Annotated in this window: 23 protein-coding genes; 4 read left to right on the forward strand and 19 right to left on the reverse strand. The window is 45.4% G+C overall.

From position 1 onward, the window contains the following. Positions 1 to 45: 45 nt before the first annotated feature. The 3 genes from ACRD6K_RS15750 (at position 46) to ACRD6K_RS15760 (ending at position 3,675) form a co-directional block, all read left to right on the forward strand. Positions 46 to 1,077 carry a galactitol-1-phosphate 5-dehydrogenase gene (locus ACRD6K_RS15750; protein ID WP_430974030.1) on the forward strand — a complete coding sequence of 344 codons (1,032 nt, stop codon included), beginning with the start codon at positions 46 to 48 and terminating at the stop codon, positions 1,075 to 1,077. A 74-nt stretch (positions 1,078 to 1,151) separates the two neighbouring features. Then, positions 1,152 to 2,273 carry a Gfo/Idh/MocA family protein gene (locus ACRD6K_RS15755; RefSeq protein WP_430974031.1) on the forward strand — a complete coding sequence of 374 codons (1,122 nt, stop codon included), beginning with the start codon at positions 1,152 to 1,154 and terminating at the stop codon, positions 2,271 to 2,273. A gap of 46 nt (positions 2,274 to 2,319) precedes the next feature. Beyond that, a complete protein-coding gene (locus ACRD6K_RS15760) occupies positions 2,320 to 3,675 on the forward strand; it encodes a GntP family permease (RefSeq protein WP_430974032.1) in 1,356 nt (451 codons plus the stop codon). Positions 3,676 to 3,757: 82 nt separating this feature from the next. On the opposite strand, the gene ACRD6K_RS15765 is transcribed toward ACRD6K_RS15760, so the two are convergent. The 8 genes from ACRD6K_RS15765 to pyrE all read right to left on the reverse strand — a co-directional run bounded on the left by ACRD6K_RS15765 (position 3,758) and on the right by pyrE (position 9,261). Then, positions 3,758 to 4,429, reverse strand: a complete 672-nt coding sequence (locus ACRD6K_RS15765) for a DUF2490 domain-containing protein (RefSeq protein WP_430974033.1) — start codon at positions 4,427 to 4,429, stop codon at positions 3,758 to 3,760. 3 nt (positions 4,430 to 4,432) lie between these two features. Beyond that, a complete protein-coding gene (locus tag ACRD6K_RS15770) occupies positions 4,433 to 5,113 on the reverse strand; it encodes a DUF4956 domain-containing protein (protein WP_430974034.1) in 681 nt (226 codons plus the stop codon). Positions 5,114 to 5,115: 2 nt separating this feature from the next. After that, positions 5,116 to 5,862, reverse strand: a complete 747-nt coding sequence (locus tag ACRD6K_RS15775) for a polyphosphate polymerase domain-containing protein (protein WP_430974035.1) — start codon at positions 5,860 to 5,862, stop codon at positions 5,116 to 5,118. A gap of 170 nt (positions 5,863 to 6,032) precedes the next feature. Then, on the reverse strand, positions 6,033 to 6,398 hold the full coding sequence (locus tag ACRD6K_RS15780) for a DUF6686 family protein (protein WP_430974036.1): 366 nt from the start codon (positions 6,396 to 6,398) through the stop codon (positions 6,033 to 6,035). Between the two features lie 77 nt (positions 6,399 to 6,475). Continuing rightward, positions 6,476 to 7,078 carry a response regulator transcription factor gene (locus tag ACRD6K_RS15785; RefSeq protein ID WP_430974037.1) on the reverse strand — a complete coding sequence of 201 codons (603 nt, stop codon included), beginning with the start codon at positions 7,076 to 7,078 and terminating at the stop codon, positions 6,476 to 6,478. Further along, on the reverse strand, positions 7,075 to 7,773 hold the full coding sequence (locus ACRD6K_RS15790; RefSeq protein ID WP_430974038.1) for a hemerythrin domain-containing protein: 699 nt from the start codon (positions 7,771 to 7,773) through the stop codon (positions 7,075 to 7,077). Before ACRD6K_RS15790 ends, ACRD6K_RS15785 begins: the two co-directional genes overlap by 4 nt. A 341-nt stretch (positions 7,774 to 8,114) precedes the next feature. After that, the gene (locus ACRD6K_RS15795) at positions 8,115 to 8,564 is read right to left on the reverse strand and encodes an SRPBCC family protein (RefSeq protein WP_430974039.1); all 450 of its coding nucleotides are present in this window, start codon (positions 8,562 to 8,564) and stop codon (positions 8,115 to 8,117) included. A gap of 64 nt (positions 8,565 to 8,628) precedes the next feature. Beyond that, positions 8,629 to 9,261 (reverse strand): orotate phosphoribosyltransferase, encoded by a 633-nt coding sequence (pyrE, locus tag ACRD6K_RS15800; protein WP_430974040.1) that lies wholly within the window; start codon positions 9,259 to 9,261, stop codon positions 8,629 to 8,631. 33 nt (positions 9,262 to 9,294) lie between these two features. On the opposite strand from pyrE, the gene ACRD6K_RS15805 reads away from it, so the two are divergent. After that, the gene (locus tag ACRD6K_RS15805; RefSeq protein ID WP_430974041.1) at positions 9,295 to 9,921 is read left to right on the forward strand and encodes an NUDIX hydrolase; all 627 of its coding nucleotides are present in this window, start codon (positions 9,295 to 9,297) and stop codon (positions 9,919 to 9,921) included. Here ACRD6K_RS15805 and ACRD6K_RS15810 read toward each other — a convergent pair. From ACRD6K_RS15810 to ACRD6K_RS15860, 11 genes are all read right to left on the reverse strand, one after another. Further along, positions 9,909 to 11,348, reverse strand: coding sequence for a peroxiredoxin family protein (locus tag ACRD6K_RS15810; protein ID WP_430974042.1), 1,440 nt, complete (start codon positions 11,346 to 11,348; stop codon positions 9,909 to 9,911). The two genes, ACRD6K_RS15805 and ACRD6K_RS15810, sit on opposite strands and share 13 nt — an antisense overlap. Then, positions 11,323 to 11,805 carry a pantetheine-phosphate adenylyltransferase gene (gene coaD / locus ACRD6K_RS15815; protein WP_430974043.1) on the reverse strand — a complete coding sequence of 161 codons (483 nt, stop codon included), beginning with the start codon at positions 11,803 to 11,805 and terminating at the stop codon, positions 11,323 to 11,325. Before coaD ends, ACRD6K_RS15810 begins: the two co-directional genes overlap by 26 nt. Positions 11,806 to 12,336: 531 nt before the next feature. Continuing rightward, positions 12,337 to 13,500, reverse strand: coding sequence for a sigma-54-dependent transcriptional regulator (locus ACRD6K_RS15820; RefSeq protein WP_430974044.1), 1,164 nt, complete (start codon positions 13,498 to 13,500; stop codon positions 12,337 to 12,339). A 30-nt stretch (positions 13,501 to 13,530) separates the two neighbouring features. Further along, positions 13,531 to 14,445 carry a Ppx/GppA phosphatase family protein gene (locus ACRD6K_RS15825; protein WP_430974045.1) on the reverse strand — a complete coding sequence of 305 codons (915 nt, stop codon included), beginning with the start codon at positions 14,443 to 14,445 and terminating at the stop codon, positions 13,531 to 13,533. 57 nt (positions 14,446 to 14,502) lie between these two features. Then, positions 14,503 to 15,420 (reverse strand): hypothetical protein, encoded by a 918-nt coding sequence (locus ACRD6K_RS15830; protein ID WP_430974046.1) that lies wholly within the window; start codon positions 15,418 to 15,420, stop codon positions 14,503 to 14,505. A gap of 104 nt (positions 15,421 to 15,524) precedes the next feature. Next, complete coding sequence (locus ACRD6K_RS15835) at positions 15,525 to 16,772, reverse strand: methyltransferase domain-containing protein (RefSeq protein ID WP_430974047.1); 1,248 nt, start codon at positions 16,770 to 16,772, stop codon at positions 15,525 to 15,527. A gap of 1,000 nt (positions 16,773 to 17,772) precedes the next feature. Continuing rightward, entirely contained in the window at positions 17,773 to 18,906 is a 1,134-nt protein-coding gene (locus ACRD6K_RS15840; protein WP_430974048.1) for a GDP-L-fucose synthase family protein, read from the reverse strand. 160 nt (positions 18,907 to 19,066) lie between these two features. Further along, positions 19,067 to 21,931 (reverse strand): bifunctional fucokinase/fucose-1-phosphate guanylyltransferase, encoded by a 2,865-nt coding sequence (locus tag ACRD6K_RS15845; protein WP_430974049.1) that lies wholly within the window; start codon positions 21,929 to 21,931, stop codon positions 19,067 to 19,069. A gap of 1,078 nt (positions 21,932 to 23,009) precedes the next feature. Beyond that, positions 23,010 to 23,729 carry a hypothetical protein gene (locus ACRD6K_RS15850; RefSeq protein WP_430974050.1) on the reverse strand — a complete coding sequence of 240 codons (720 nt, stop codon included), beginning with the start codon at positions 23,727 to 23,729 and terminating at the stop codon, positions 23,010 to 23,012. 1,023 nt (positions 23,730 to 24,752) lie between these two features. Beyond that, positions 24,753 to 25,055 carry a nucleotidyltransferase domain-containing protein gene (locus ACRD6K_RS15855; RefSeq protein ID WP_430974051.1) on the reverse strand — a complete coding sequence of 101 codons (303 nt, stop codon included), beginning with the start codon at positions 25,053 to 25,055 and terminating at the stop codon, positions 24,753 to 24,755. Next, positions 25,040 to 25,459 carry a nucleotidyltransferase substrate binding protein gene (locus ACRD6K_RS15860; protein WP_430974052.1) on the reverse strand — a complete coding sequence of 140 codons (420 nt, stop codon included), beginning with the start codon at positions 25,457 to 25,459 and terminating at the stop codon, positions 25,040 to 25,042. The genes ACRD6K_RS15855 and ACRD6K_RS15860 overlap by 16 nt, the downstream gene beginning before the upstream one ends. Positions 25,460 to 25,810: the final 351 nt, after the last annotated feature.

A 25,810-nucleotide genomic window follows, 5' to 3' on the forward strand; every position in this document is an offset into this window, starting at 1 on the left:
TTATTTCATTTCTTATCTTTAAGACACACTTAATAAACCCGATTTATGAAAGCGCTTGTCTTGGAGACTTACAATCATTTCGAATTTAAGGATGTTGAACAACCGGTTCCGGCAGCCGACGAAGTGTTGGTGAAAGTTGCGGCGGTGGGAATTTGTGGCAGCGATGTGCATGGAATAGACGGAAGCACGAGGCGCCGGCAGCCACCTGTCATTATGGGGCATGAAGCTTCCGGGGAAATCGTGGCCTTGGGTTCTGCGGTTACCGACTGGTTTCTTGGCGATCGGGTTACGTTTGATTCGACCATTTATAAGTTGGATGACTGGTTTACTCGCCGGGGAATGTACAACCTGAGTGATCACCGGGTTGTTCTCGGAGTGTCCTGTGACGATTACAGGCGGCATGGTGCTTTTGCCGAATATGTGGTCGTTCCGAAGCATATTCTTTATCGTCTTCCCGAGCAGGTTAGTTATACGCAGGCGGCTATGGCCGAGCCTGTAGCTGTAGCCTTGCACGCCGTGTCGCTGGGGCAGCCCCGGATTCATGATTCTGCAGTAGTTGTTGGGGCTGGTATGATTGGCCTGTTTGTTATTCAACTTCTGAAGGTGGCCGGATGCAGCCCAATCATTGCCATTGATCGGGATGACGATAAGCTGCAATTAGCGGCGAAGCTTGGAGCGACCCATTGTTTCCAAAGTACTTCACCTGAATTGGAAGAAGCTGTTCTTGATTTAACGGATGGGCGGGGAGCAGACCAGGTCTATGAAGCCGTTGGAATATCCGAAACCGTGCAACGAGCAATTGGCAGCGTGCGAAAAGGTGGAACAGTAACTTTGCTGGGAAACCTGGCAGCTGAAATAGATTTTCCACTTCAGTCGGTTGTTACCCGCCAAATTAAAGTGCAGGGAAGTTGCGCTATTTGTGGTGAATATCCGGCTGTATTGGAACTGATAGCTTCCGGAAAAGTCAATGTAGATGCTTTGATTAGCGCGGAAGCTCCACTGTCGGAAGGGGCGGCATGGTTTAAGCGACTTTATGAGCAGGAAAAGGGGCTGGTTAAGGTGATTTTGAAGCCTTAATTGAATGCTGCCCGACAATACAAAGCGCTCCCTTCAAACGGGGAATTATCTGACGACTAAAAATCAAAAATGAGATGAGAAAAATACGTACAGCTCTGGTGGGGCCTGGAAAAGTGGCTCATTTGCATGCCCGCGGAATGGCCGGTTTATCCTCGGCCGAATTGGTGGCGGTTTGTGGGCGAACTGCTTCAAAAGCGGAAGCTTTTGCGCAAACCTATGGCCTTTCAGCTTACAGCGATTTGGAGGAAATGATTCAACAAGAAAAGGTGGAGGCCTTGTTGGTCTGCACACCTCATCCTTATCACCGGGAAGCGGTGGTGAAGGCTGCCCATTTAGGCGTTCACTGTCTGATTGAAAAGCCGATGGCCAGTACACTAGCCGATTGTGATGCCATGCTTGATGCGGCCCAAAAGAATAAGATTACCCTGGGAGTCATCAGCCAGCGCCGGTTTTACGAACCGGTTGTGCGCATGCGAAAAGCGATTGACGAAGGGAAGCTGGGAAAGCCGGTATTAGGCCATGCGGTGATGTTGGGATGGCGCGATGAAGCTTATTACAGCAGCGATCCCTGGCGAGGCCGTTGGGATACGGAAGGCGGAGGTGTGTTGGTTAACCAGGCACCGCATCAGCTCGATCTTTTTCAGTGGATGATGGGGGAGGTGGAACAGGTTTATGCGGTAACCCGAAACCTGAATCATCCTTACATCGAAGTGGAAGACACTGCGGTGGCTGTGGTGCAGTTTAAAGGAGGAGGCTTGGGTAATATCCTGTTGAGTAACTCGCAGAAACCCGGGATTTATGGGAAAGTTCATATTCATGGTGAAAACGGAGCATCGGTTGGAGCACAAACCGAAGGCGGTGCGATGTTTATTGCCGGGCAGACTTCGGTGTTGGAGCCTCCGATCAATGATTTATGGACCATTCCCGGAGAAGAAACCTTCCTGGAGGGCTGGATGCATGCTGATCGGGAATTTTTCAAGCAAATTGATGCGACCACCTATTACATCGGTTTGCAGATTGATGACTTCATGCGTGCCATTCAAAAAGGAGAGCAACCCTTGGTGAATGGAGCAGAAGGGCGCAAGACGGTGGAACTTTTTACGGCAATTTACCGGTCGAATCGAGACCATGCGCCTGTTCTGTTTCCTCTTAGTCCCGAAACAGGTCCTGACTTCGATGGCCGCTTAACGCTTTAACTATTCTTTTAGCAAACAACCAAAAACCTAATAAAACCGATAACAAATGAATGAAATTTTGCTCCTTGCCGGAATTGCTTTTGCCATTCTCTTACTCTTATTCCTGGTTCTGAAATTAAAAATACATGCCTTTATTTCTTTGCTGATTGTCAGTTTGGTTGTTGGCATTGTAACCGGAATGGATTTTTCGCTGATTATAAAAAGTATGCAGGACGGCATGGGCAATACGCTGGGGTTTGTAGCGACAGTGGTAGGGCTGGGGGCCATCTTCGGACAGATGCTCGAAGCTTCCGGCGGGGCTGAATCCATCGCTCAGAGTCTGTTAAAACATTTTGGCGAAAAGCGAGCGTCCTGGGCTTTGGTGTTAACAGGCTTTATTGTGGCCATTCCGGTTTTTCTGGATGTTGGGTTCATCATTCTTATTCCGATTATTTACGAGCTGACCAAGCAGGCCAAACGCTCGGTGTTGTATTATGCCATTCCTTTACTGGCCGGGCTGGCTGTTACCCATGCTTTCATTCCGCCAACCCCTGGGCCGGTGGCCGTAGCCGAAATTCTGGATGTTCAGTTAGGATGGATCATTGTGTTGGGGTTTATTGTTGGGCTGCCAACGGCGATTATTGCTGGGCCTGTGTTTGGGCGCTACATCAGCCAAAAGATCAAGGTTCAGGCTCCGGATTATTTTTCAGAACGGAAAGCGGAAAATAATGGGGAAGGACTTCCTTCGTTCCGCAGTATTTTATGGATTATTGCGCTGCCTTTGCTCCTTATTGTGGCCAGTTCGGTAGCCGATGTGTTACACGACAAAGGGATTCTAAAAAATGAAGGGGTTTATCAAAGCATTGCGTTGCTGGGGCATCCTTTTACAGCACTGATTATTTCTACTTTGCTGGCTATTTATGTGTTGGGGATTAAGCGCGGGTTTAACAAAGAGCAAATCATGAAGTTGTCGAACAAAGCCTTGGGGCCAGCCGGACTGATTATCCTGGTAACTGGGGCGGGCGGTGTTTTCAAACAAATACTGATTGACAGTGGAGTTGGAGGGATGTTGGCCGAGCGACTGGCTGAATCAGCCATGCCACCTCTAGTGCTGGCTTACCTGATTGCTGTGGTGGTGCGGGTAGTTCAAGGTTCAGCAACGGTTTCGATGATTACAGCAGCCGGCATTATGGCTCCGTTGATTACGGTTTTTGACCTGTCGCAGCTCGACAAAGCCTTGCTGGTTTTGGCGATTGCAGCCGGATCAACCATTTTGTCGCATGTGAATGACAGTGGTTTCTGGCTGGTTGGGAAATATCTGGGTATGAATGAAAAGGAAACGCTTCGCTCCTGGACGGTGATGGAAACCATCATTTCGGTGGTTGGCTTCACGTTTGTGTTGCTGCTGAGCTATGTGGTGTAGTCACTGTTTCCGACAACGACACCAATAGCCTCAAAAGGCAAGGTTTTTGGTATTGATTGCCAGTGACTATCTAATACCCACGCTAGAAGGCTATTTTGTATTCCAGGGCCAGAATGTGCGATTTCCGGTCGTTGTTCGAATAGGTGTGTAAGAGGTAATCCAATTCGACTTTGTGGCGTTTGTTGATTTTATAGGCAGCACCCAAAATGTACCTGATTTTGTTGATTTCTTTGTTTTCCAGCTGATGAAATAATTCAACGCCAATGGAAGGGGTGAGCTTCATATTCGGAATGTCGTACTCCGATTTTAGCCGGTAGCGCAGGGTGGCATCGTTAAAACCTTCGTTGTTTTCCAGTTCGTCGTAATTGGTGTACCTCGTGCGCAAGGCAAACTCCAAGCGGCTGATGTCGTACTTTCCGGTCAAGTCAAAGGCAATGCGGTGAAAATATTCGGTTGACTTGGTTTGGCGCTCATTGATCAGGTAGCGGTAGTTGCCACCCACTTCCAGAAAACTAAAAAGATCGTATTCCATGCCGGCTTCCAGAAAATACTCATCCAGCCCATCTTTATTGGCGTAGCGGACTTGCGGAGAAAGGTAGGCCTTAAATTTATCTCCAAAGTCTTTAGTCAGCTCCACGGAAAGCCAGGTGTTCCAGTCGTTGGTTTGGGCATGCAACGTTTGGCTGAACAAAGAGCCAATAAACAGGCAGGCAATGCTGAAGATTGCTTTCAGTTTTTGGGTATCGTTTATCATGAGTTATTGTTTTATCTGGTAACGTGAGTCTTCAATCGGATCAAAATAAATGGTGATGTTGGCAATGTCCCGCAGAAAATCAATTTCCTTGATTTCGTAGCGCTTAATCTCAATGCCGGTCCGGTTGCGCAGGTCACTAATCAGCTCTTCTTCTTTTAAGCGATGGATATTTTCAATTTGTTCATATCTGATTTCCAGAGAGTATTCCTGACGAAGCATCAGAACACGCTCAAGCAGATAAAGGCCTCCCACGAGAATGCCGTTAGTAACGACCAATTCAGTGTAACTAACTTTTTTATTGGCCAAGGCGTTGATAACCGAAACTCCGATGACCACAAACAAATAGGTCATTTCCTTGATGGGAATGGGATCGGTGCGGTAGCGAATGATGCCAAAGATGGCAAACAAGCCCAAGGCGAAACCCAGTTCGAGCTTGACACTTTCGAGCAGGAAGCATAGCAGGAAAACGGTGATTCCTACGGCAAAATAACTGAAGAAGAAATCTTTGCGCTTGCTGTTTCTGGCGTAGAGGTACCGAATGATGAGTAACAAAACAAGCCCGTTGAAAAGAAACCGAACCAGTAGTTCGACAAAATCTTCAACATTGATCAGTTTAATGTCGAGGAAGCGGATTTCTTCAATCCATTCAATAAATGGTGTCGAGAGTAAAAATGATGATAGCATAACTAGGGTTGAATTAGTTTTGTGAGCCTTCGGATTTTGGGCTTAAAGGTATTCTTTTTTATTTTTTCTTCAGCAAGTACGCGCCCGATGCAGTATTTGCTGAATCCCATGGGTTTGATGCGGTTCTTTTGGAGGCATTTGCTCAAGGGCGACATGCGGGAAAAACGATTTTGTTTGATTTCAATAATGGCAAATTCATCGAGGCTGGCCATTTGTTGTCCGCTTTCAACCCGAAAATTAAAATCGATGGTGCACCGTTCAGTCATTTGTTTGTCAGCCAGCGTTATGCGATGAAACTGATTGGTGGATTTTGGAAGCAGCTCCTCCGGATTAATTGGTGAAACCTGGCGAACAAATGCTTTTTCCTGTTCGCTAAGCTCGGGATGGTTGTTCTTTATTTTCAAACGCTGCTTAATGGTCTTTCCCTTGTTGGTTTTTTGCTTGACTTCCAAAAAGCTGGTCTGGGTGTCTACATAGGTGCGCTTTCGTACTTTGTATCGGTTGAGTTTTCCATTGTGGTGGTGGTGGAAAAGTTGATCATCCGTGGTGTCGAAGTAGTGTGTGTGGTATTCAAGAAGTCGTTTCGAGTCGATTTCCAGAATGAAATAATGAAGCTCGATAGCCTGAAAAATACCAGGCAGCATGCTAGCAGGTACTAAAAATTTTTTATCGGTTCGTTCCATCAGCTGAACCTGATCCAGGTCCTCCAGTCCAATTGCTTCGAAACGAAAAGCATGTTTCGCATTCATGTTAGCGTACTTAAGTTGAGCTGGATGGCAATATAGCAGAATTCGGCTTGATTTGCTACAAATTCAAATGATATTGTTTGTTTTGAAACAATGAGTTGTTCATAGACAGGTTTCAATGATCAAACTAAAGAATCAACTGATCTGGTGCTGATTGCTTTACTAGAGGGCACTTAGTTTGGGGAGATTCTGGTCAGTACACTAATTTTTTTAGGGTTGATTAATTGGAAATGCGTGAACTTCGATGGCCTTGGCTCAACCAGAAAGACCTGAATCAACCGGATTATTTCAGCAATTTCCCAGTCAGACAGCAAAAGTTTGAGGGGGGTGTTGGCAAACGGAATTAAGATCTGGCGCCGGTCATTATTCTTCCGGATCTCGTTGTCGAAGTGGTTGTATCGAACGGTTCGCAAGTATTGCAGTAACTCCTTCAGCTTTTCTTCGGAAATGAAATCCATGCCGACATTGCCGTACTCGAGATGAATTTTGCGACAAGCATCGCAAATAAATAGCTGACCGTTTGCACTCACCTTTTTCATGGGCTTTGTTTTTTTTGATGTGCAAACAAAGTTGCGGCAAAGCAGGTGAACCCACAATCCCCATAAATTGGGGTTTTCTAGATTAACTCTTCAGGATTGATGTCCTGAATGTCCAGCAGGTTATTCATGATGGCATAGACGGTAAGCCCTGAAATGGATTTGATGCCCAGCTTCTCAGTCAGGTTTTTTCGATGCGAAATTACCGTGTGAATGCTGATGAAAAGTTTATCTGCAATTTCTTTATTGGCTAGCCCCAGGGCGATGAGCTTAATCACCTCCTTCTCGCGGCTGGTTAGTTCGCCGTTTTCCACCATCGCATTTTTAGGTTTCCCGCCTGATTGCCGGATGATCTGAATCAGCTTCTGAATTTGAACCGGTGATGCATAAAGCGTCAGCTGATAGTCGAAGACTTGAGCCTGATGCGCTTCCTCTTCGTCCTGACAAATGGCAACCAGTGAAACCTCGTTGTTCTTCTTCAACAGGTCAATGGCTTTCTGATTAACTTCTGCCTGAGCGTCCAGCATTAAAATCATGGTGCTGTTAGTGATGCCCGTAAAGGAGCTTAAGTCACTGGCAGTCGTCAGCTGGGTGATTTCCATCTTGAAATACTCCTGAAGGATGAGGGACAGGCCTTTCCGGATGATTTCGGACCGATGAACGATGAAGACACTTTCTTTCATTTTTTCAATTCTTTTTCAAACTCAATAACCTGAGTGATTAAAATATGGTCTTCAATGCGGGCATGATCGTTTAAATCATTTTCAAACTGAAGCAAGGCCGTTAAAAATTCGTTCATGGCATTGTCGTCGTAGTTGGGGCTTAAGTGACGAATAATCAGGTTTTCCAGGTCGCTTAGCTTGACTTCAACGTTGGTGTGTTCATTTTCAATGACCTCGATGAATGAGCCTTCCGCCGACAGTTTCTTGTTCTTGTACAATTCAATGATGTAAGGAAAAACCTTTTCATCTTCGAGCTTAAGGTGCAGCAAAAGCTCGGCTTTGTACTTTTGGTAAAACGAATTGATCATTTTTAAGCTTGAGCAATTGTCGGTACAACTATCCAGCACTTCGTTGAGTAAACGCTCAATTTTGGGAAGGACATATTGAATGTAATACTTGTGCGTATTTTTCAGGTAGTCAATCAGTAAAATGGGAGAGAAAGATAAGAATTCAGCTTCCGGAAAGTAGCTGTCGTCGGTGTAGGTGTTCACAATGGCCAGAAAAAAATCGGTATTGATTTGTTTTTCCTGACAAACTTCGCCTATGGTTTTTTCTTTGAACCCCAGACGGATTCCGAAACGATTGATTACCGGCAACAGGTTGTAGTTACGGTTAATCAAGGAGGACATTTTATCTTCTTTCCTGAATAATTCCATCGTTATTTGTTTTGCGTGTTGTAGTATAAACAGCTTTGTGCAGGTTTAGATTAAAATATTTTTAATGAATTGGAATAAAATTACCAATAAGTCAGTTTTTGTTTTGCTGCAAAGGAGTTTAGGGGACTTGGTTTATCAGAATATTGATTTGCACTAAAAGCTAAAAGAACAAAAACGAGTCCGTCCATAACGAACGAAGAGGATAAAAAAGCGGTCTTTTCTGTCCTCTTCGATATAGTTTGCCGGAAGACCGGCTTGTTAAACTTCCTGTTTTTGTGGCCTCCGGGCTTTGTTAGCCTAAACCCATGTGGGCAATGTCGCAGCCGTTTGCTCTTTGCCGACTAGCGGTAAGGCAGCTTGGTCAAAACTTCGGCCAGCTGATTGATGCCTTCCTTCAGTTTTTTGCCTGCCATCATTTTGATCATCATGCCCATCTCGGCATGTAGGGTCAGCTTCATTTTCGTTTGGTAAGGGCTTACCGGAAGCAGCTGAATCCAGAAGGTAATTTCAACGGGTAAACTGCCTGAACTTTCAACTTTAATGGTTTTGAAAGGCTCCCGATTGATAATCCGGATTTCGGCCTGGCCCATGCCGCCAATGTCAAACCGGCACGAATCGCTGTCCGATTCAAAATTGTTGATCTTGATTTGTGGAACTTGTTCGCTCACCTTTTGCAATAAACCGTCGTTCACATATTGCGATAGGTTTTCAAAGTTTGAAAGATAGTTGAAGACCACTTCTTCATTGTGGTCAATAAATTTAATGTCGCTGGTATATTTACTTAAAGCCATAAATTACAGATTAAAAAAAATCCCCGGATGGTGTCCGGGGAATATCTATCAAAAGTTTTATTTCTTATTTACCCCAATTGGCTGGGTCTTGTCGCCATTGGTTTAAAGATTCAACCTGCGATTCTTTAATTTCGCCAGATTCCAAGGCCACCTCAATCAATGTTTTGTAGCGGCTTAATGTTGTCAGCTCGATGCCTGCTTTTTCAAAATTTTCCTTAGCAACCGGGAAGTTGTAAGTGAAGATAGCCATCATGCCCAAAACGTCGCCACCAAAGTTTGAAATTGCTTCAGCTGCTTTCAAACTGCTGACACCTGTTGAAACCAAATCTTCGATGATAACCACTTTTTGTCCGGCTTTCAGGTCGCCTTCAATCAGGTTTTCCAACCCGTGATCTTTCGGTTTTGAACGAACGTAGATGAATGGCAGGCCAAGTTCCTGAGCAACCAACATGCCGTGGGCAATAGCTCCGGTAGCTACTCCGGCAATGACTTCTGCATTGGGGTATTGTTCACGAATCAACTTTACAAATTGATCACGGATAAATGTACGCGCTTCCGGATAAGACAAAATTTTACGGTTGTCGCAGTAGATCGGAGCTTTCCATCCTGACGCCCAGGTGAATGGGTTTGATGGTTGAATTTTTATTGTGTTTATTTGTACGAGTTTCTTCGTAACCTCAACGTGAATCTCTTGCATAATCTATGAATGTTTAATCTGTTTTCGGGACAAATGTACAAAGTTTTTTTCAATGAGCACCTGCTGGTTCAGGGAGACCAAATCAACAATTCACCTAAAGATAACATTTGTGAAACTGCTGATATAAAGGATTTTAAAGACCTTGAAACGCACCTTCAAACTTTAGAAAGAAGTAAACATGTTGTAAAACTGTTAATTGTCCTGAACGAGGGGCTTGACCTCATGCAACTGCTTGCCGATAATATGACTTTAATTCCTGCGGCTGGCGGTCTGGTAACCAATGCCAGCGGGCGTTTTTTATGCATTCGGCGATTCGGGAGATGGGATCTTCCCAAAGGAAAAATTGAAGCAGGAGAAGAACCGGACAAAGCCGCTATTCGTGAGGTGGAGGAAGAGTGTGGAATTTCCGGAATGAGCATTTCTGAGCAACTTCCATCTACCTTCCATATTTACCGGTCGCCCTACCTGCCTGCGGACAACAATTGGGTGTTGAAAGAAACCCATTGGTTTAAAATGAACTATGCCGGAGAAGAGCACTTAAAGCCTCAAACGGAAGAGCAAATTGAGGAGGTGCGCTGGGTTTCGGAGAATGAGCTACCCATGGTATACCGCGACACTTATGGTAATTTGAAAGAATTGTTAAAGCCTTACCTGCTTTGATGGCTTTGTTCTTCCAGATGCTTTTTGCGGAGTAGGTTGATAAAATGTTGCTCGAAGCCATCGAGTGGGTTGGGGGCCGGCGATAAAACCAGCTTGCCCGCCGGATCCAACAGGTAAGCAATTGGGAAATTGGAGATGCGATACTTGTCTGCGGTCTGCTCATCAACCACATAAAAGGTTCCTAACCAGTTTTGCTGGCTGATTATCGCCTGCTTTTCGGCCTCGTCGGGCATAATCAGGTTCAGAATGTGTAACTCCTGCTGAAGGGGAGCCTGCAGGGTTTTTAGTTGATCCAGGTGTTGCCGGCAAATGGGGTTGGATACCCGAGTGAAGTTCAGGTAAACGTATTTCCCGGCGAAATCAGCTAATTGGTGCTGTTGCCCTTTAAAATTAGTCATTGAAAATTGGGGAGCCTGACTGCCCTGCTGTAAATAGGTTAATTTGGCTTTCAGCCGTTGTGCCATGTCTTTTTTATTTTGTTCCCACGTGCTTTCTTCAATTTTCGATAACAGCCGGAGCAAGCTTCGTTGTGAAAATTTGCCTTGAAAATAGGCATCGTTTATGGCTTGCAGGATAACCAGCTGACTGAGTTCACTGTTCCAGCCGTTTTCGCTGATCAGGTAAGCTTCAATACCCGCCAGATTCGCTTGCCCAACCAAGCGTTTGAAATCGTTCCCCTGAATTTTATTTCCCTCAAATTCAAACTGATTGGCGAAAAGTTGTTTGAACAGCTGGGCACATGGAGGAATGCCCAGGTCGGGTTTTTGATCGAGAAAATAGGTTTGGATGAATTGTTTGGACTCACCCTGGTGGAGAATGAATTCAGCAAATGCCAGGCGGTAAAACTTGTACCGTTCAAAGTAAGTATTGGATGTTGGTGGAAAATCCTGGTGTAAAAGCTTGTTCAACGAGTCAACCGCCGCTTGGGATTTCTGGTGGTAGATTTGGTTAAAGTAGCGGCTTTCCTCTTTGAAATAAGCCAATTCAAAGGCCTCAATCTGTCGGTTGAGTTCCTGTGGATGGCTGTTTTTGAGGACAAAGCTGATTTCATCTGCCTCAAAAAAGGCATTGCGCTTTTGACTGGGCGGCACCGGTTTTAGCGGAGGTAAAGTCAGCTCATATTGTTTTCCGGGTTCCAGAAACAGCGAGGCCTGGTAGGAATCGAAAGTGGCAAAGGCATAGGTGATTTCCTGCAAGCTTAGCGTTGCCTCAAAACTGCCATCTGATGCAATTGCCAACCGGGTCAGTAATTGCTTTTCCTCTGAAATCGGATCAGCGTAACGGTACAGCTCTATTTGATAGCCAGCATATTCCGGCGCTTTTCCTGATAGAACAACCTGTTGCTGGGCTTGCAAAAACGGCCGGAAGCCAATGGTTAAAACGAAAAAAAGAAGGAGGGTTTTAAGCTTCATCTTTTTTAAATTCATCCATGTTTAATTTATTGGGTAAAAACATGCTGGCATCGCCGCCATGCAGGATAATGTCGCGAACAATGGAAGAGTTTACCGGGGTATGCTCTGGTTTGGTCAGCAGGAAAACGGTCTCAATCTGCGGGTGCATCTTTTTGTTAACCTGCGCAATGGCCCGTTCGTACTCAAAGTCGGCCGATGTGCGTAGGCCCCTCAGAATGTAGTTGGCGTTTACTTTCTTGCAAAAGTCAACCGTCAGTCCTTCATGGGTTTGAACCTCCACTTTGGGCTCATCGTCAAAAACCTGGTCAATCCATTTCATGCGTTTTTCAATGGGAAAGAAGGATTGCTTGTTGGTGTTGTACCCAATCATGATGATAATTTTATCAAACATGGGAAGGGCTCTTCTGACAATACTTTCATGTCCGATGGTAAACGGATCAAACGAACCGGGAAATATGGCGACACGTTTCATAGTCTGCGTGTTTTATGTTTTTAAAGCTCCAAATATAACGGATATTCTTTGTAATTATTCGATATCCGAATGCTTATTGCCGAAGTGCGTGCCCGGAGAATAGGCAAACGTGCAGGAAATGAAGGGCTATCCGGAGCCATTTTAAAGGTACTGTCAAGTGGCCTTTTCAAAATTGAAATGGTTTTTTGTAAAATGAGTGAGCAGGAAGCTCTGCTATTTATAGAAAATGACTTGCTGTTTATGAGGAAACAAAAAAAGGAAACCCATGAAACTCGGTCCGTTCCCCGGGAAACAATAAACCCCGGGGTGAAGTGTTTAAATACGCCATGACAACAACAAAAACTTTCCGGCTTCAGCGGGTCTCCTTAATTTTGTACTATGTCTTTCTAAGGTCGGTAATCTTTCGTTTTGTTATAACAACAAATTCTCCAAGAAGTTTGCTTATTCCGGAAAAACATGTTGTATGGCTTTAAAAAGGTCAAAAACACCTGATAAACTGATGTTTCACAATGTGAAAAATTATCCTTATCGCTACTTAATGGGCGCAGCAAAGGTTTCAACATCACTGTCGGTAATGGATTTATTTCCCAGAATGATCAGGCGTTCGATGACATTTCGAAATTCACGAATATTTCCGGTCCAGTTAATCTGTTGCAGTTTAACCAAAGCTTCGTCGGTAATGGTCTTTTCGGGCATGCCATATTCGCTGCAAATTTGCTTGATAAAGTGATTGGCCAGTTCGGGGATGTCTTCAGCCCGTTCGTTGAGGGTGGGAACTTGAATCAGAATAACACTCAATCGGTGGTATAAGTCCTCGCGGAAGTTGTTGTTTTCAATTTCTTCACTCAGGTTTTTGTTGGTTGCTGCCACCACGCGCACATCCACCTTAATGGGTTTGTCACCTCCAACGCGGGTGATGACATTTTCCTGTAAGGCACGCAATACTTTGGCTTGAGCCGAAAGGCTCATATCGCCAATTTCGTCCAAAAAGAGGGTTCCGCCCGAAGCCTGCTCAAATTTCCCTTTGCGCTGTTTGACAGCCGAAGTAAAAGCTCCTTTTTCATGGCCGAACAGTTCGCTTTCAATTAATTCTGAAGGAATGGCTGCGCAGTTGACTTCGATGAACGGACCCGAAGCGCGGTTGCTTTGATCGTGCAGGCGACGGGCAACCAGCTCTTTTCCCGTTCCGTTGGCTCCGGTAATCAGCACCCGGGCATCGGTGGGGGCCACCTTATCGGCCATCTGAATGATTCGTTGCATGGCCTCGGATTGTCCGACAATTTCGTATTTTTTGTTCACCCTCTTTTTCAATACCTTGGTTTCGGTAATCAGGTTCGATTTGTCCATGGCGTTGCGAATGGTGATGAGCAGGCGATTCAGGTCGAGCGGTTTTTCAATATAGTCAAAGGCTCCCTTTTTGATTGACTCCACAGCAGTGTCAATATTTCCATGTCCGGAGATCATCACAACGGGTACGTCGGGGGCAAGGATTTGGACTTTTTGAAGCACCTCGATGCCATCCATACCAGGCATTTTGATATCGCATAACACGATGTCGTAGACGTTTTTACGAATCAGGTCAATCCCTTGCTGACCATCTTCAGCCAGGTCAACCTGGTATTTTTCAAACTCCAGAATATCCTTCAGCGTGTTTCTGATACTGCGCTCATCGTCGATCACTAATATTTTTGACATGGTGTGCTTTTAAATTTTATTCGTTCAAAATTAATGATTAATCCATTCGAACAAAACGCCTTCACGAAGTGCGTAGTCCGTTTGGATGATTTCGCGGACTCCCAGCTTCTGAATGGTTAGGCGAATGAGTAGGAGTGCCGGAACGATCATTTCTACCCGCAGGGGATCCATCCCAATCATTTGATCGCGCTGTGCCTTGGTTGAAAAAATGACCTGATCCGCAATCCGGTTGAAATCCCGGATCGAAATGAGTTGACTGCTTCGGCTTTTGGTTCCGGGTGGCGTTTCATCCAGCAAGTCGGCCAGGGTGTCGAAGGCTCCCGAACAGCCAATGAGTTGGCAAACCGGCTTGGTGTTAAGCTGCTGCCAAAGGGGTTTCATTCCTTGCAAAAACCAGTTTTCGATGGCTGTAACTTCGTTCGGACGGATGGGATCGGAGATGGAAAGTTGTTCCAGTACGCGGGCCATACCCAAAGGAAAGCTTGCCTTCCAGCGAATCGACTCATCAAAAGGTTCGATAAATTCGTTGCTGCCTCCACCAATATCCATAATCAAGCTGTGGTTGGGGAGTTTGCCCAAGGCCAGTTGAACCCCTTCAAAAATCAGCTGAGCCTCGCGCTCTCCGGAAATGGTTTCCAGACGAAGGCCGGTTTCGGCAAACAGGTGTTGGGTAAACTCCTGCTGGTTGGCGGCATCGCGCACGGCCGAGGTCGCCAGCGTTCGTACGGTATCGACAGAATAAGAAGCGATGGTTTGCAGGTGCTGCTTGAGGGCAGCCGTTGCCCGCTGGAAGGCCTCAGGAGTTAGCTGGTTTTTGTGGATGCCTCCTTTGCCCAACTTCACCCCAACTTTACTTTGATGGATGAGGGAGTAGGTTTTCCCGCTGATTTCGGCAATCAGCAGGTTGCAGGTGTTGGTTCCAAGGTCAATAACGGCAAGTTTCATAATCGGATTGAATGCAATTTCAACAAAGATAAAAATTGTGCGGCACGGAGCAGGGTTTTAATGGCGGTCCAACTTAAACGGGGAACGCGGGTGCCAGTTGATGCCGACGGAGAAGGAGCTGTAGTAATAATCCTGCAGGCCGGTTTTGTATTCCACAAAATAGTTTACGATCGGATTATTGATGATCAAACGTCCTTTGAGTTGAATAGGGCGGTCTTCGCCATACCATTTCCAGCCATTGTAGCCCGATGTCCCCACGCCCAGTTCCAGCTTGCGGTAGTTGAATTGGCTTTCCAGTCCCCACAGGAAGCCTTCATTTTGCTCCAGGTCAAATTGATTGGTTTGCCACACGTAAAATCCAGCCATGGCATTGAGCCGGAACTGAAACTGCCCGAAGTTCACCAGTTGCTTGCCCATACTCATGTAATGCCAATGAGCCGGCAGGTCGGTTGCCCGGCCATCTTTGATGCTTCCGGTGGTTGTCTTCAGGGCATTGACCACCATGAAGGCGGGCCAAAACGAACGTTCCTGCAGCAACTGGATGTAGGTGTTTAGAATGAGGTCGCCCCGATTCAGGGTCCAGCCCGGGTCATCCTTGAAAAGTTGCATGATATCTCGCACCTCATTAGTTGTATGAAAGTATTCCAGCAAGTTCCACTGCAGTTCGAATGCCATGAAATTTTGAACGACCGGAAACCGAAAGTTGATCATCAGGCTATGCCCGTTGTCGCCTCCACCATCACGAAAATAGGAATCACAGGCAATCCGGAACAGGTTATCAGTACCTACTTCTCCATCTAAAATAGCGGGAATTGGCAGGGCATTGGGACCCAGTGTCCCCGGTGCAATTAAAAGGTATTGTTTGTTGTCAGTCCCGGGATAATACGGCACAAAATCGTTGGTCGATTCGCGTTGAGCCCGCAGTCCGTTCCAGCCCAAAACCAGCGTTAGTAACAGTATCGTTTTTTTAATCATCGTGCAAAAATACCGAATCCCTTTGGGCATACAAAAACAAGGGAAGAAGAAAGAAGCAAGAGCCAAGAACCAGGAATCAAGAGGGGCTTTCGGTTGATCCGGGCCTAGTCAATGACTGTCAATTCAGGGATGGGGATGACAAACTTTCCGCCCCATTCGCGAATATAGCTGTTGTAATGGATGAGTTCTTCTTTTAAGTTCCACGGGAGAATGAACAGGTAATCGGGACGGGTCTCTTTGATCGTGTCCGGGTGATAGATCGGGATATGGCTTCCGGGCAAGAAGTTGCCTTGTTTGTGCGGATTCCGGTCAACGGTGAAATCCAAAAAATCGGTTCTCACCCCACAATAATTGAGCAAGGTGTTGCCTTTGCCGGGGGCACCATAACCGACTACCTGCTTGCCCTCCCGTTTAGCCTGAATCAGGAACTCCAGGATTTTGCGTTTGGTTTCTTTCACCTTTTCGTTGAACTGATCATAGTAGGAGAGGGTGTCCATGCCTGCTTCGTGCTCCTGCTTTAAAAGCTGACGAACGGCCTCTGCAACCGGCTTGCTTTGATCGGCCTTATGGCAGGCGTGTATTCTGATCGACCCCCCGTGGGTATTGAGTTTCTGGACGTCAAAAAGGGTGAGATCATAATGATCAAAAATGTTTTTTACGGCCGTAAATGAAAGGTAGGAGAAGTGCTCGTGGTAGATCGTGTCGAACTGGTTTTCAGCAATCAGGCGCTCCAGATGAGGAAATTCCATGGTAATGACACCGTTGGCTTTCAAGAAATGTTTCATTCCCTTCACAAAGTCATTGATATCGGGAACGTGAGCCAGAATGTTATTGCCGACAATCAGGTCGGCCTGTCCGTATTGACGAACCAGGTCCTGAGCGGTTTGATAGCCAAAAAAGCGGATCTCGGTTTTTATGCCTCTTTCGCGTTGGGCATATTCTGCAATTTCACGGGAGGGGTCGATGCCTAAGACCGGAATTCCCTTCGCCATAAAATATTGAAGCAGATAGCCATCATTGCTGGCAATTTCGACGACCAAAGCCTTGGGCCCGATCTCAAACCGCTTGCTGACATATTCCACGTATTGCTTGGCGTGTTCAAGCCAGGTATCCGAGTAGGAGGAATAATAGGCATAGTCGCGGTAAATAACTTCTGGTGAAACGACGGGAGGTGCTTGTACCAGAAAACAATGCTCGCAGACATAGACCTTGAGTGGGAAATGGGGTTCCATTTTATGGAGGTCTTCCCGACGAATTTTATCCTCGCAAAGGGGCTGCATGCCCAAATCGGTTACCAGGTGGTGAAGTGGCGTGTGGCAGAAATTGCATCTCCCAAATGATTGATTTTCCATGTGGTGCTGTTTTATTCAGTTAACATCCTTCCCATTTTGCCTGCTGAAACGCCTGAATAAGGGGCGAAGGAGCACACTTTGCAAAAAAACAAAAAACAGATTTGATGCTGGTTTTACGAAGTTTTTTGCGCTATGGGTTCATGTTTTGTCCATTGATTTCGATCTTGTTTTTCTTTGCGGTTTATTCTTGTCGATTATTGTCATTGGTAGTTATTTGGGCAAAGGGCAAAGGGCAGAGGGCAGAGAGCGTGGGCAAAGGGGAGAGGGCTAAGAGTGGTTGTCAATGATGGTCATTCCTTGAGTGCTTTGCGGATCTTTTGCGTCTTTGCGGTTAGGAAGGAGCATAAGTACGTGAGTTTGTCACTCGTCTCTCACTCCGGGGTGCTCTGTGTTTAAAAAGTTTGTCATTCGTTGTTATTTGATGGTCAATTGAGCAAAGAGCATGGGGTTATCTGCACCTTTGCCTGACACTTTATACTTGTCATCAGTAGTTATCTGTTGGTCAATTCGTTGATTGGTTGCTTTTTTCGTCTGACCTCGTGCGTTCGTGAGTTCGCGACTTCATCTGTTCGTTATTGGCAGAGAGCAAAGAGCATAGAGCGTGGGGCAAAGAGTGGTTGTCAATGATGGTCATTCAATCGATACTTGATTCTTGCGACTCGTGGCTGAAGTCAAGGTTAAAGTTTAAAGGGACAAGGTTAAAGGTTGAGGAGCCAAGCTCATGTCATTGGTAGTCAATCGTAGTCATTCAATAGTTATATTGCAGATACTCGCTACTCAGGACTCTCAACTTCTTTCTGACTTCGTGCGTTCGTGTTTGCTTGCCTTCGTCCGTTCGGGGGACGCCTTAGTCTGTGCCTTAGCCTTAGGAATTGTCCTTGGGTGTATGCTTTATGGATGGTCGTGTATGGGCAAAAAAAAGCACCTAAGTACATCTGTCCTTAAGTGCATGATTCTTTTGAGGCGTTCTTTTGCCTGATATCGTGCGTGCTTGCCCTTGCTAAGCCAGGTAGTGCTGGTACATTAGGCGAACGCCTTCTTCCAGCTCAATACGGTGTTTCCATCCCAGGCTGTGAAGCTTGGACGGATCCGTCAGCTTGCGAAGAGTACCATCAGGCTTGGTTCGGTCGAACTCAATGCTGCCTTGAAAACCAATGGTTTGTTGAATGGTTTCCGCCAGTTGCCGAATGGCGATTTCTTTACCGGTGCCAATGTTGATGTGGGTGTTTCGCACTTCGTCTCCACTGCTTGCCTTGATATCTTCAAAGTTTCGGTTTTCCAGCAAGAAAACACAGGCTTCGGCCATATCCTCCGACCAGAGGAACTCGCGCATCGGATTACCGCTTCCCCATAAATACAAGGTAACCGGCTGTTTCTGAGATGCGGGTGGCGTGAACAGGCGTGTTTCTTCTTCCCTGGCAGAATGGTGCAGGTAGATCCCATATTTTTTCAGAATATACAGGATGTCTTCTTCTGAAGCTGCTCCGTCTATGCCTTCCACGGGGCGTTTATTCAGGTCGTCGCGGATAGCATCCCAGTTGCTTTCTTCCAGGCACTTCGATAAATGGATTTTCCGAACCATAGCGGGCAACACATGCGAGGTTTCCAGATTGAAGTTGTCATTGGGACCATACAAATTGGTCGGCATAACCGAAATGAAATTGGTGCCATACTGCATGTTGTAGGCTTCACACATTTTTAAGCCGGCAATCTTGGCGATGGCATAGGGCTCATTGGTGTATTCCAGCACATCGGTCAGCAAACAATCTTCGGTCATGGGTTGTGGTGCGTTTTTCGGATAGATGCAGGTAGAGCCGAGGAATAACAGTTTCTTCACGCCGTGCACATAGGACTGATGAATAACGTTGTTCTGAATTTGCAGGTTTTCATAGATAAACTGTCCGCGGTAGGTGTTGTTGGCGATAATACCTCCTACTTTGGCTGCTGCCAGAATCACATATTCCGGTTTTTCGATTTCGAAAAATTGAGCGACGGCTGATTGATCCATCAAATCCAGCTCTTCCAACGACCGACCAATCAGGTTGGTGTATCCTTTGTTCTGAAGGGTTTTCCATAGGGCCGATCCCACCAGTCCTTTGTGGCCGGCAACGTATATTTTGCTATCTTTTTTCATAGTGAATGCATTGATTCGGATGATTATATTGCGAAAGGGAACAAGGACTAGATCCCGGTTTCCTTTCGGCGTACTTTGATTCGCATGGCCCCTTTTACGGGTTCTTCTGCGACCAGAATGGATATTTCTTTACCGGTGCCAATGTTGTGGGGCCAACAGGCTACGAACGTGTAACTTGAAAACCATCATTCGAAAGGGCAAAGTCCACAAACCTGGCACGCTGGTTAGGAGGATTTTCTTCCAAAATTCTTTTTATTTTACTTGCTGCAACGATGTCTTTAGCCATTATAAACAAATACCCACCTCCGCCGGCTCCAAGCAGCTTATGCCCCAGTGTATAGTCTGAAATTTGAGAAAGTACTTGTTGCACTTCCGGCGGGTTGGTTCCGGCGTCCAGCTGTTGATTAAGATTCCAGCTGTGGCGTACATGGTCAGCTAGTAACTGGTAGTTCCCTTTTTGAATGGTATCAAACGTATTGAGTGCATGCTGTTTCATTTCTTGCAAAATCCGAAGATGAGTGGTTGAATTAAGAAACATACCTCTGACAATCTCTGCTAAAATATTCTTAGCAGTACGCGTGATACCTGTATAGTAAAGAAGCATACAGTTGTGAAATTCCGGGCGTGTAAAGAGATGATCCGGGAGCCAGCGTGCTACAGGTTGTTGGTGAATTCCTGGATCAGTTTGCAACAACTTAAGACCTGGGAGTATTCCTCCGTATTGATCCTGCCATCCACCTCCCGTTGTTAAAAGCTGCTCCAATGCCAAGGTTCGGTGGCATACTTCTGCCTGATCCCAGTTCAAATTGAGAAAGTCAGATAATGTACCTAATACGGTTGCTGCCAGAATAGAACTTGTTCCTAAGCCAGAGCCTTTGGGAATTGCTGCCAGCAATGAAAGTTCAACGCCTGCTCCAAGGGCTTTTAACTGTTGGATTAAGGAAGGGTACTGTATGGCTGCATAATCGGGGTGAAAGCCACAAAGGCAAAGTGCCGCTTTGGGAATGGAGAATGCTGAGCCTACCTGAGCAAAATTAGCCAGTTCCTCGTAAGTGGTAATTTCTTCTTTCAGCCCCAGGTCAATACTGCGGAACACGATTTTAAATTCGGAAGTCGGTTTAACATAGACTTGCAATGGAGGCTGCCCATTAAGTTCAACTGCGAGGTTAACCACACGTCCGCCATGAGTAAGACAGAAAGGGGCTGTGTCGGTCCAGCCACCTGCCAGGTCAAAGCGTACAGGACTTCTTCCCCAGATAATCTGGTCTTCGTAAACATTAAGTTGAGGAAGTGCCGGTTTGTTTTTAACGGTGTCAACAATTGTTTCCCGAAGGATATTAAAAGCGTTTTGTTCGTGAATCTGGCCATTGCCGTTTTTGAGCGATGTAACACGAGCTTTAAACATTTCATCTTTGATTCGGAGAATTGCTTCTTCATGTTCAGCAAGTGGAGCTGGAAGCTCCATGTTATTTCGGGCAAAGTCCTGTGCTGCTGCTTCAAGGTTGACCTGAAAAAACACACTTTTGCGGTAATTTTTAGCAAGCAGAGGCCAGTTCATGCAGCGGTATTGATCGCGCTGAGCATAGAGGCGAATAAGGTTTGCCTGATCGTTTAAGTCTGCCGCCGATAAGCGTTTACTACTTAGCCATATTTTTTTTATTTCCGGAGAATGATCGGTAGGATCAAGCATCCATTGAATTAATTTTTCTTCGGGCTGCTTGGTCACAGGAAAGAGGGGAGCCAGTTGAATATCGGTTTCCGGATCCAGTTCCGCTTCTTCTAAGGTAATGCCTTTCAGTTGGAGCCAATTCTTGAGCGGAGTTCCAAGCCATTGTGCACCACCTGCCAATGTCCCATTAAATTTGTCGAAAAAGCCATAAGGGCGAATGCAGACTTCCTGATCATGAATAGGAACCATATCCAGACAATTTTCAGGAGCAAGCTTCAGGTTCCAATTGTTATTGGGGATACCGGTAATTATATGGTGATGGGAAAGTTGCCATCGATGACCAAGATGGCTATTTTCGATCCATAGATGATGGTGATCACTTTTAAGTTCAATGTCGGTTATGGCATTTTGCACAAACATGCTGGGATGAGGTTTTACCCGACGTTGCCAAATGTTTCTTTGATCAACCACCTGATTTTGGATGATCTCTGTGCTGTCAATTAATTCTTTGCTGGTTCCGTAATGGTAAAACTCGCCGTTGGGAAGGGTGATGATCTTTACGCTGAGTTTGTTGATTTCATCGTCTTTTTCGTTGGGGTGTAGGCCCATGGCCGGACCAAAAGTACCGTACAGATCATAGTAACTAACCTGTCTATTATTAAATTGATCTAGGCTTGTATTCCACCCTGAGCGTTGCATTAGAATTTTAAGTGCTTTCGAACTGAGTAGCCAAATTCCAATATCCATAAGAAAGAGGTGATCGCTTGTGTGAGACTGAATGGCTTCGGGAGAAGGTTTTTGAAGCATAAACTCAAGGTCGGAACTGGTGTGTCGTTTACAAAAAAACACACCGTGGTTGGTTGCTTTTTCCGGACTGGTCCAGATACCTATACATACAATATCGGCTTCAGGAATATTTGTCAGATTTTCAGAAGCACGAATTAGAACATCGCCACTGGCAACCAGTGTATTGAGTGAGTTGGGAGCTTTTTGAAGGATTTGTTCGTATAGCGGTAGTTGCAATTCCAACAGGTTTTGATCGAGACGTTGGCCTTGCTCCCATCTGAAAACAGGAATGGGGGTGAGAATTTTTCCGGAAGGGCCATAAGCTGGTAAGCGCCGGCTTTGACCCCCTGCATGAATAATAATGCGTTGTTCCTGACTTAGCCACTGATCGAGTGATTGCTGAGTATTGTCGTTTAACCAGGATTGATGCAACAAATGGGCGGTGCCACCTCCTGAGCCAACTTTGGTTCCGGAAGGGTCTGAAGCACAGAAAAAATCATTCGAACTGACTTGCTCTAATTCATGGAATTGTTTAACAAGGTTCTCGGGGAGTGATAGCAGCTTTTTCATAATGACGGCTTAGGAAATATAAAGCGTGAGTTTTTTGTCATTGAACGAAAAGCAGCGAATTTTGTTCAGGAAGAACCCGCTTTGTTAGTCTGGGCTCGTAATGAATCTTCGGTTAACGAAGTGTCTGGGCCTGCTGTTCTCCAAGATTTGTGTATCCCCGGCGTTCTTCGTGGTTAATTTTTACTAAGATGCTAGTCTTTTGCTTCACCTGGATTAATTTTTTGTGACTAACGGTTAAATCAAGTCAATCTTGTCATTAATAGGCATTGGGTAGAGGTTGGCTACGCGTGACACACTACTTCTGGTTAAGGTTAAAGTTGTCAAGGTTAAAGTACCAAGCTCATGTCATTTGATGGTCAATTGAGCAAAGAGCAGAGGGCAAAGAGCATGGGGTTTGCCTGTGCCTGTGCCTGGAAAATGTCATTGGTTGTCATTCCTTGATTGCTTTGCGGATCTTCTGCGTCTTAGCGGTTAAATAATGTGCATGAGTTCATAGGTTCATGAGTTCGTTTTTCGCTCCGTGCTACTTTGTGAATTACTCTTGGTTCTTCAGTGGTTAAAACACTTGTCATTGGTTGTCAATAGTAGTCATTCTTTGTATTCTCGGTAATCGCTACTTACGACTTCCAGTTAAGGTTAAAGGACCAAGGTTAAAGGTTAAAATTTCTGGAGCTTGATCGTGTTTGTTGATTGCTTTGCGGATCTTTTGCGTCTTTGCGGTTAGAAATAATGTCATTTGTTGTCAATTGAGCAAAGAGCAGAGGGCAAAGAGCATGGGGTTTGCCTGTGCCTGTGCCTGGAAAATGTCATTGGTTGTCATTCCTTGATTGCTTTGCGGATCTTTTGCGTCTTTGCGGTTAAAGAATGTGCATGAGTTCATAGGTTCATGAGTTCGTTTTTCGCTCCGTGCTACTTTGTGAATTACTCTTGGTTCTTCAGTGGTTAAACTGGCTTGTCATTCTTTGGATTTGCGTTACTCATTACTCGCTACTCTTGATTTCAAATTAAGGTTAAAGTTGTCATGGTTAAAGGTTAAAGTGTCTTGATGGTCATTCGTTGGATACTTCTTGCTCATTTGCTAGTTGATCCAGAAAGCGAGCAGCTTTAGCCAAAGGTAAGCAAGAATGATAGCAATCAGGAAAATGCCGGTATGCCCAATCAAGGGAAGGGGCTTGTGCTTATAGCGGGCATAGGCACTGTAAATTAAGATGCCTGCCAGGTTTCCTGAGAGTGCCAGTGCCAACAAAAAATCATTGAAGGGCAGCTGCACAAATCCTTTGATGCCAACAAAAAACAAGGCATGCAGGAGTGCCAGCACAAGCATGGTCATTTTACGAAACAAGACCAGTTCGTGAAATACATACATGAATGCGATGACAAAAACGATTTGCACCAATGCATCCAGTGTGGGATTCATCCCCGGAATAAGAATCCCCTGGGTGCCCCGGGTGTGAAGCACCAGGACCGCTGCAGCCAGCAGCTTGGCCATTTGCCGGATGTACCGAAAGGTGATGTTTGTGTCCAGGAGCAAGCCAGAAAAAAACAGGATAACCATGGCGGCAATTAGCGGGTGCAGGCTTCCAAAGCCTTTACTGCTGGTACAAAGCGCCAAGGCCAGGTTGATGCCAAAAAACATGGATACGCCTCCCATCGTTAACAGGGGAAGCTTGGGAAAGTGTTTTTCCGGCTCTGCGGTCAGGTTTTTTGCCAAGCCAACCTGAGCAACTGAGGGTTGAACCAAAAACACGCTGACAAAAGCAATGCTAAAGCATAGTCCGCCTAAAATAAATTCACTCATACTGCCGAATCGCTTGTTTTATTTTACCAAAGAGACTGTCTGTGGAGACCGATACGTATTATTCGGGCCATTCTCTCGTGCTTGAAGGATTTGTAATTTCAGGTTTAACGCATCCATTGAAAGCCAAGGATGAATGGAGAACTTTGTAGCCAGCCCATAAAAAATGCAAATAAAAGGCTTTTACGCTTGCTATGCAAAATTATATTCAACTAAAAGTGGAAGATCGGTTATCAGTTTTCAGTTGTCGGTTGTCGGTTGTCGAGGGCAGAGGGCAGAGGGCAGAGAGCAGAGGGCAGAGAGCAAAGAGCTTAGCGCAAAGGGCATGGAGTTTACCTGTGTCTTAGCCTGATTCTGTGCCTGGAAAATGTCAATGCTAGTCATTTGATGGTCATTCAGCGGTCATTGCTTGAGTGCTTTACGGATCTTCTGCGTCTTAGCGGTTAAATAATGTGCATGAGTTCATAGGTTCATGAGTTCGTTTTTCGCTCTGTGACACTCTGTGAATTACTCTTGGTTACTCTGTGGTTAAAACACTTGTCATTGGTTGGCAATAGTAGTCAATTGAGCAGAGTGCAGAGAGCAGAGGGCAGAGAGCATGGGGTAATCTGCACCTTTGCCTGGCGCTTAATGTTTGTCATTAGTCGTGATTTGATGGTCATTCGTTGCGTGCTCGCTATTTTCATCTGACCTCATGCGTTCGTGAGTTCGCGACTTCGTCGGTTCGTTATTGGCAGATAGCATGGGGCTTGCCTTAGCCTGATCCTGCGCCCGGAAGAATTGTCATTCAGTGGTCAATCGGGCAAAGAGCAGAGTGCAAAGAGCATGGGGGTAATCTGCACCTTTGCCTGGCTTTTAATGTTTGTCATTTGTTGGTTATTCAGTAACGTAGAGACTCGAATCTCGCGACTGCTGACTAAGGTTAAAGTGTAAAGGGACAAGGTTAAAGGTTAAAGGTTAAAGGTTAAAGGTTAAAGGGAGAAGTTGTCAAGGTTAAAGTGTCTGGGCTTGATCGTTATTCGATGCTCATTTCGTATAAATGGTAATACCAACGCGTTTAATGTGGTCAATCAATTGGTTATTGGACAGGGTTCTAAATATTGAAATATCCACTAAATAGGGAAGGTTCAACTGATCGATATCAACAGAAATACGTTGCAAATCTGAAAAATCCAAGTTGTCGCCTACCAATGTCAGGTCAATGTCTGAACCTTCAAAGTAATTGCCTTTTGCCCTTGAACCATAAAGTATAACCTGTTCGATATTGGCATACTTGCGAAAGACGTCAGCTAATGAATCCCGGGTTTTATCGCTCAGTCCATAAGGCATAGCTCATCCATTTTCTTTTCGAAGGTTAAAAACAAGGCATAGTAATCGTTTACGATTCGCTTAAGGATTTTTTCCGAAATTTCCTCCTGGTAGGTGTGCGATGTCAGGTTTCTGTCAGCAATCATAGTCATCCATAGCTCTCCATGGGTTATGAGTCCTCTGTTAAAAGCCACGCGAGTCGCGTCTTTTGAACCATATAGGTTCGTTTCTCCCTGATCTTTCAGAAAATCCTGCATGACCTTCCAACTTAGCTCGTGCGTGAATTCGAAGCCTTGAATCAAACCTTGTTTTTCAAGCTCTGAAAGGCCTGATTCGTGATACTGTTTTACGCCAGAAGAAAGTGTAAGCAAAGCTTTCTTGTAATTCGAAAATCGCTGTTTCCATCTAATCTCGTTCTGATGCATCGGTTGTAATTAATGATGTGAAGTTCAAATATAGTATTTATATTTTGGAGTTCTTTTTTCCGGTGGCCAATTGGAGGATTAGAAGGTTAGAAGGTTAGAAGGTCGGAAGGTTAGAAGGTCGGAAGGTTGGAAGGTTGGAAGGTTGGAGTGTCGGAAGATTAGAGTGTTGGAAGGGGTAGGGGGTTCCATTTTCACTTAATTACCTAACCACTTTCTTCTTGCGTTTTAAACCTTTCAGATCTTGGAGACGCAGAAAGGATTGCGGCAGACAGTTTGGAGTTGCTACATTTGAACGGACAGTAGGTTAAGATATGATTGTTATGAAAATTGTATCTTAGAATTATGAGTAGA

Source organism: Sunxiuqinia rutila, from assembly GCF_050589705.1.
Taxonomy (GTDB): domain Bacteria; phylum Bacteroidota; class Bacteroidia; order Bacteroidales; family Prolixibacteraceae; genus Sunxiuqinia; species Sunxiuqinia rutila.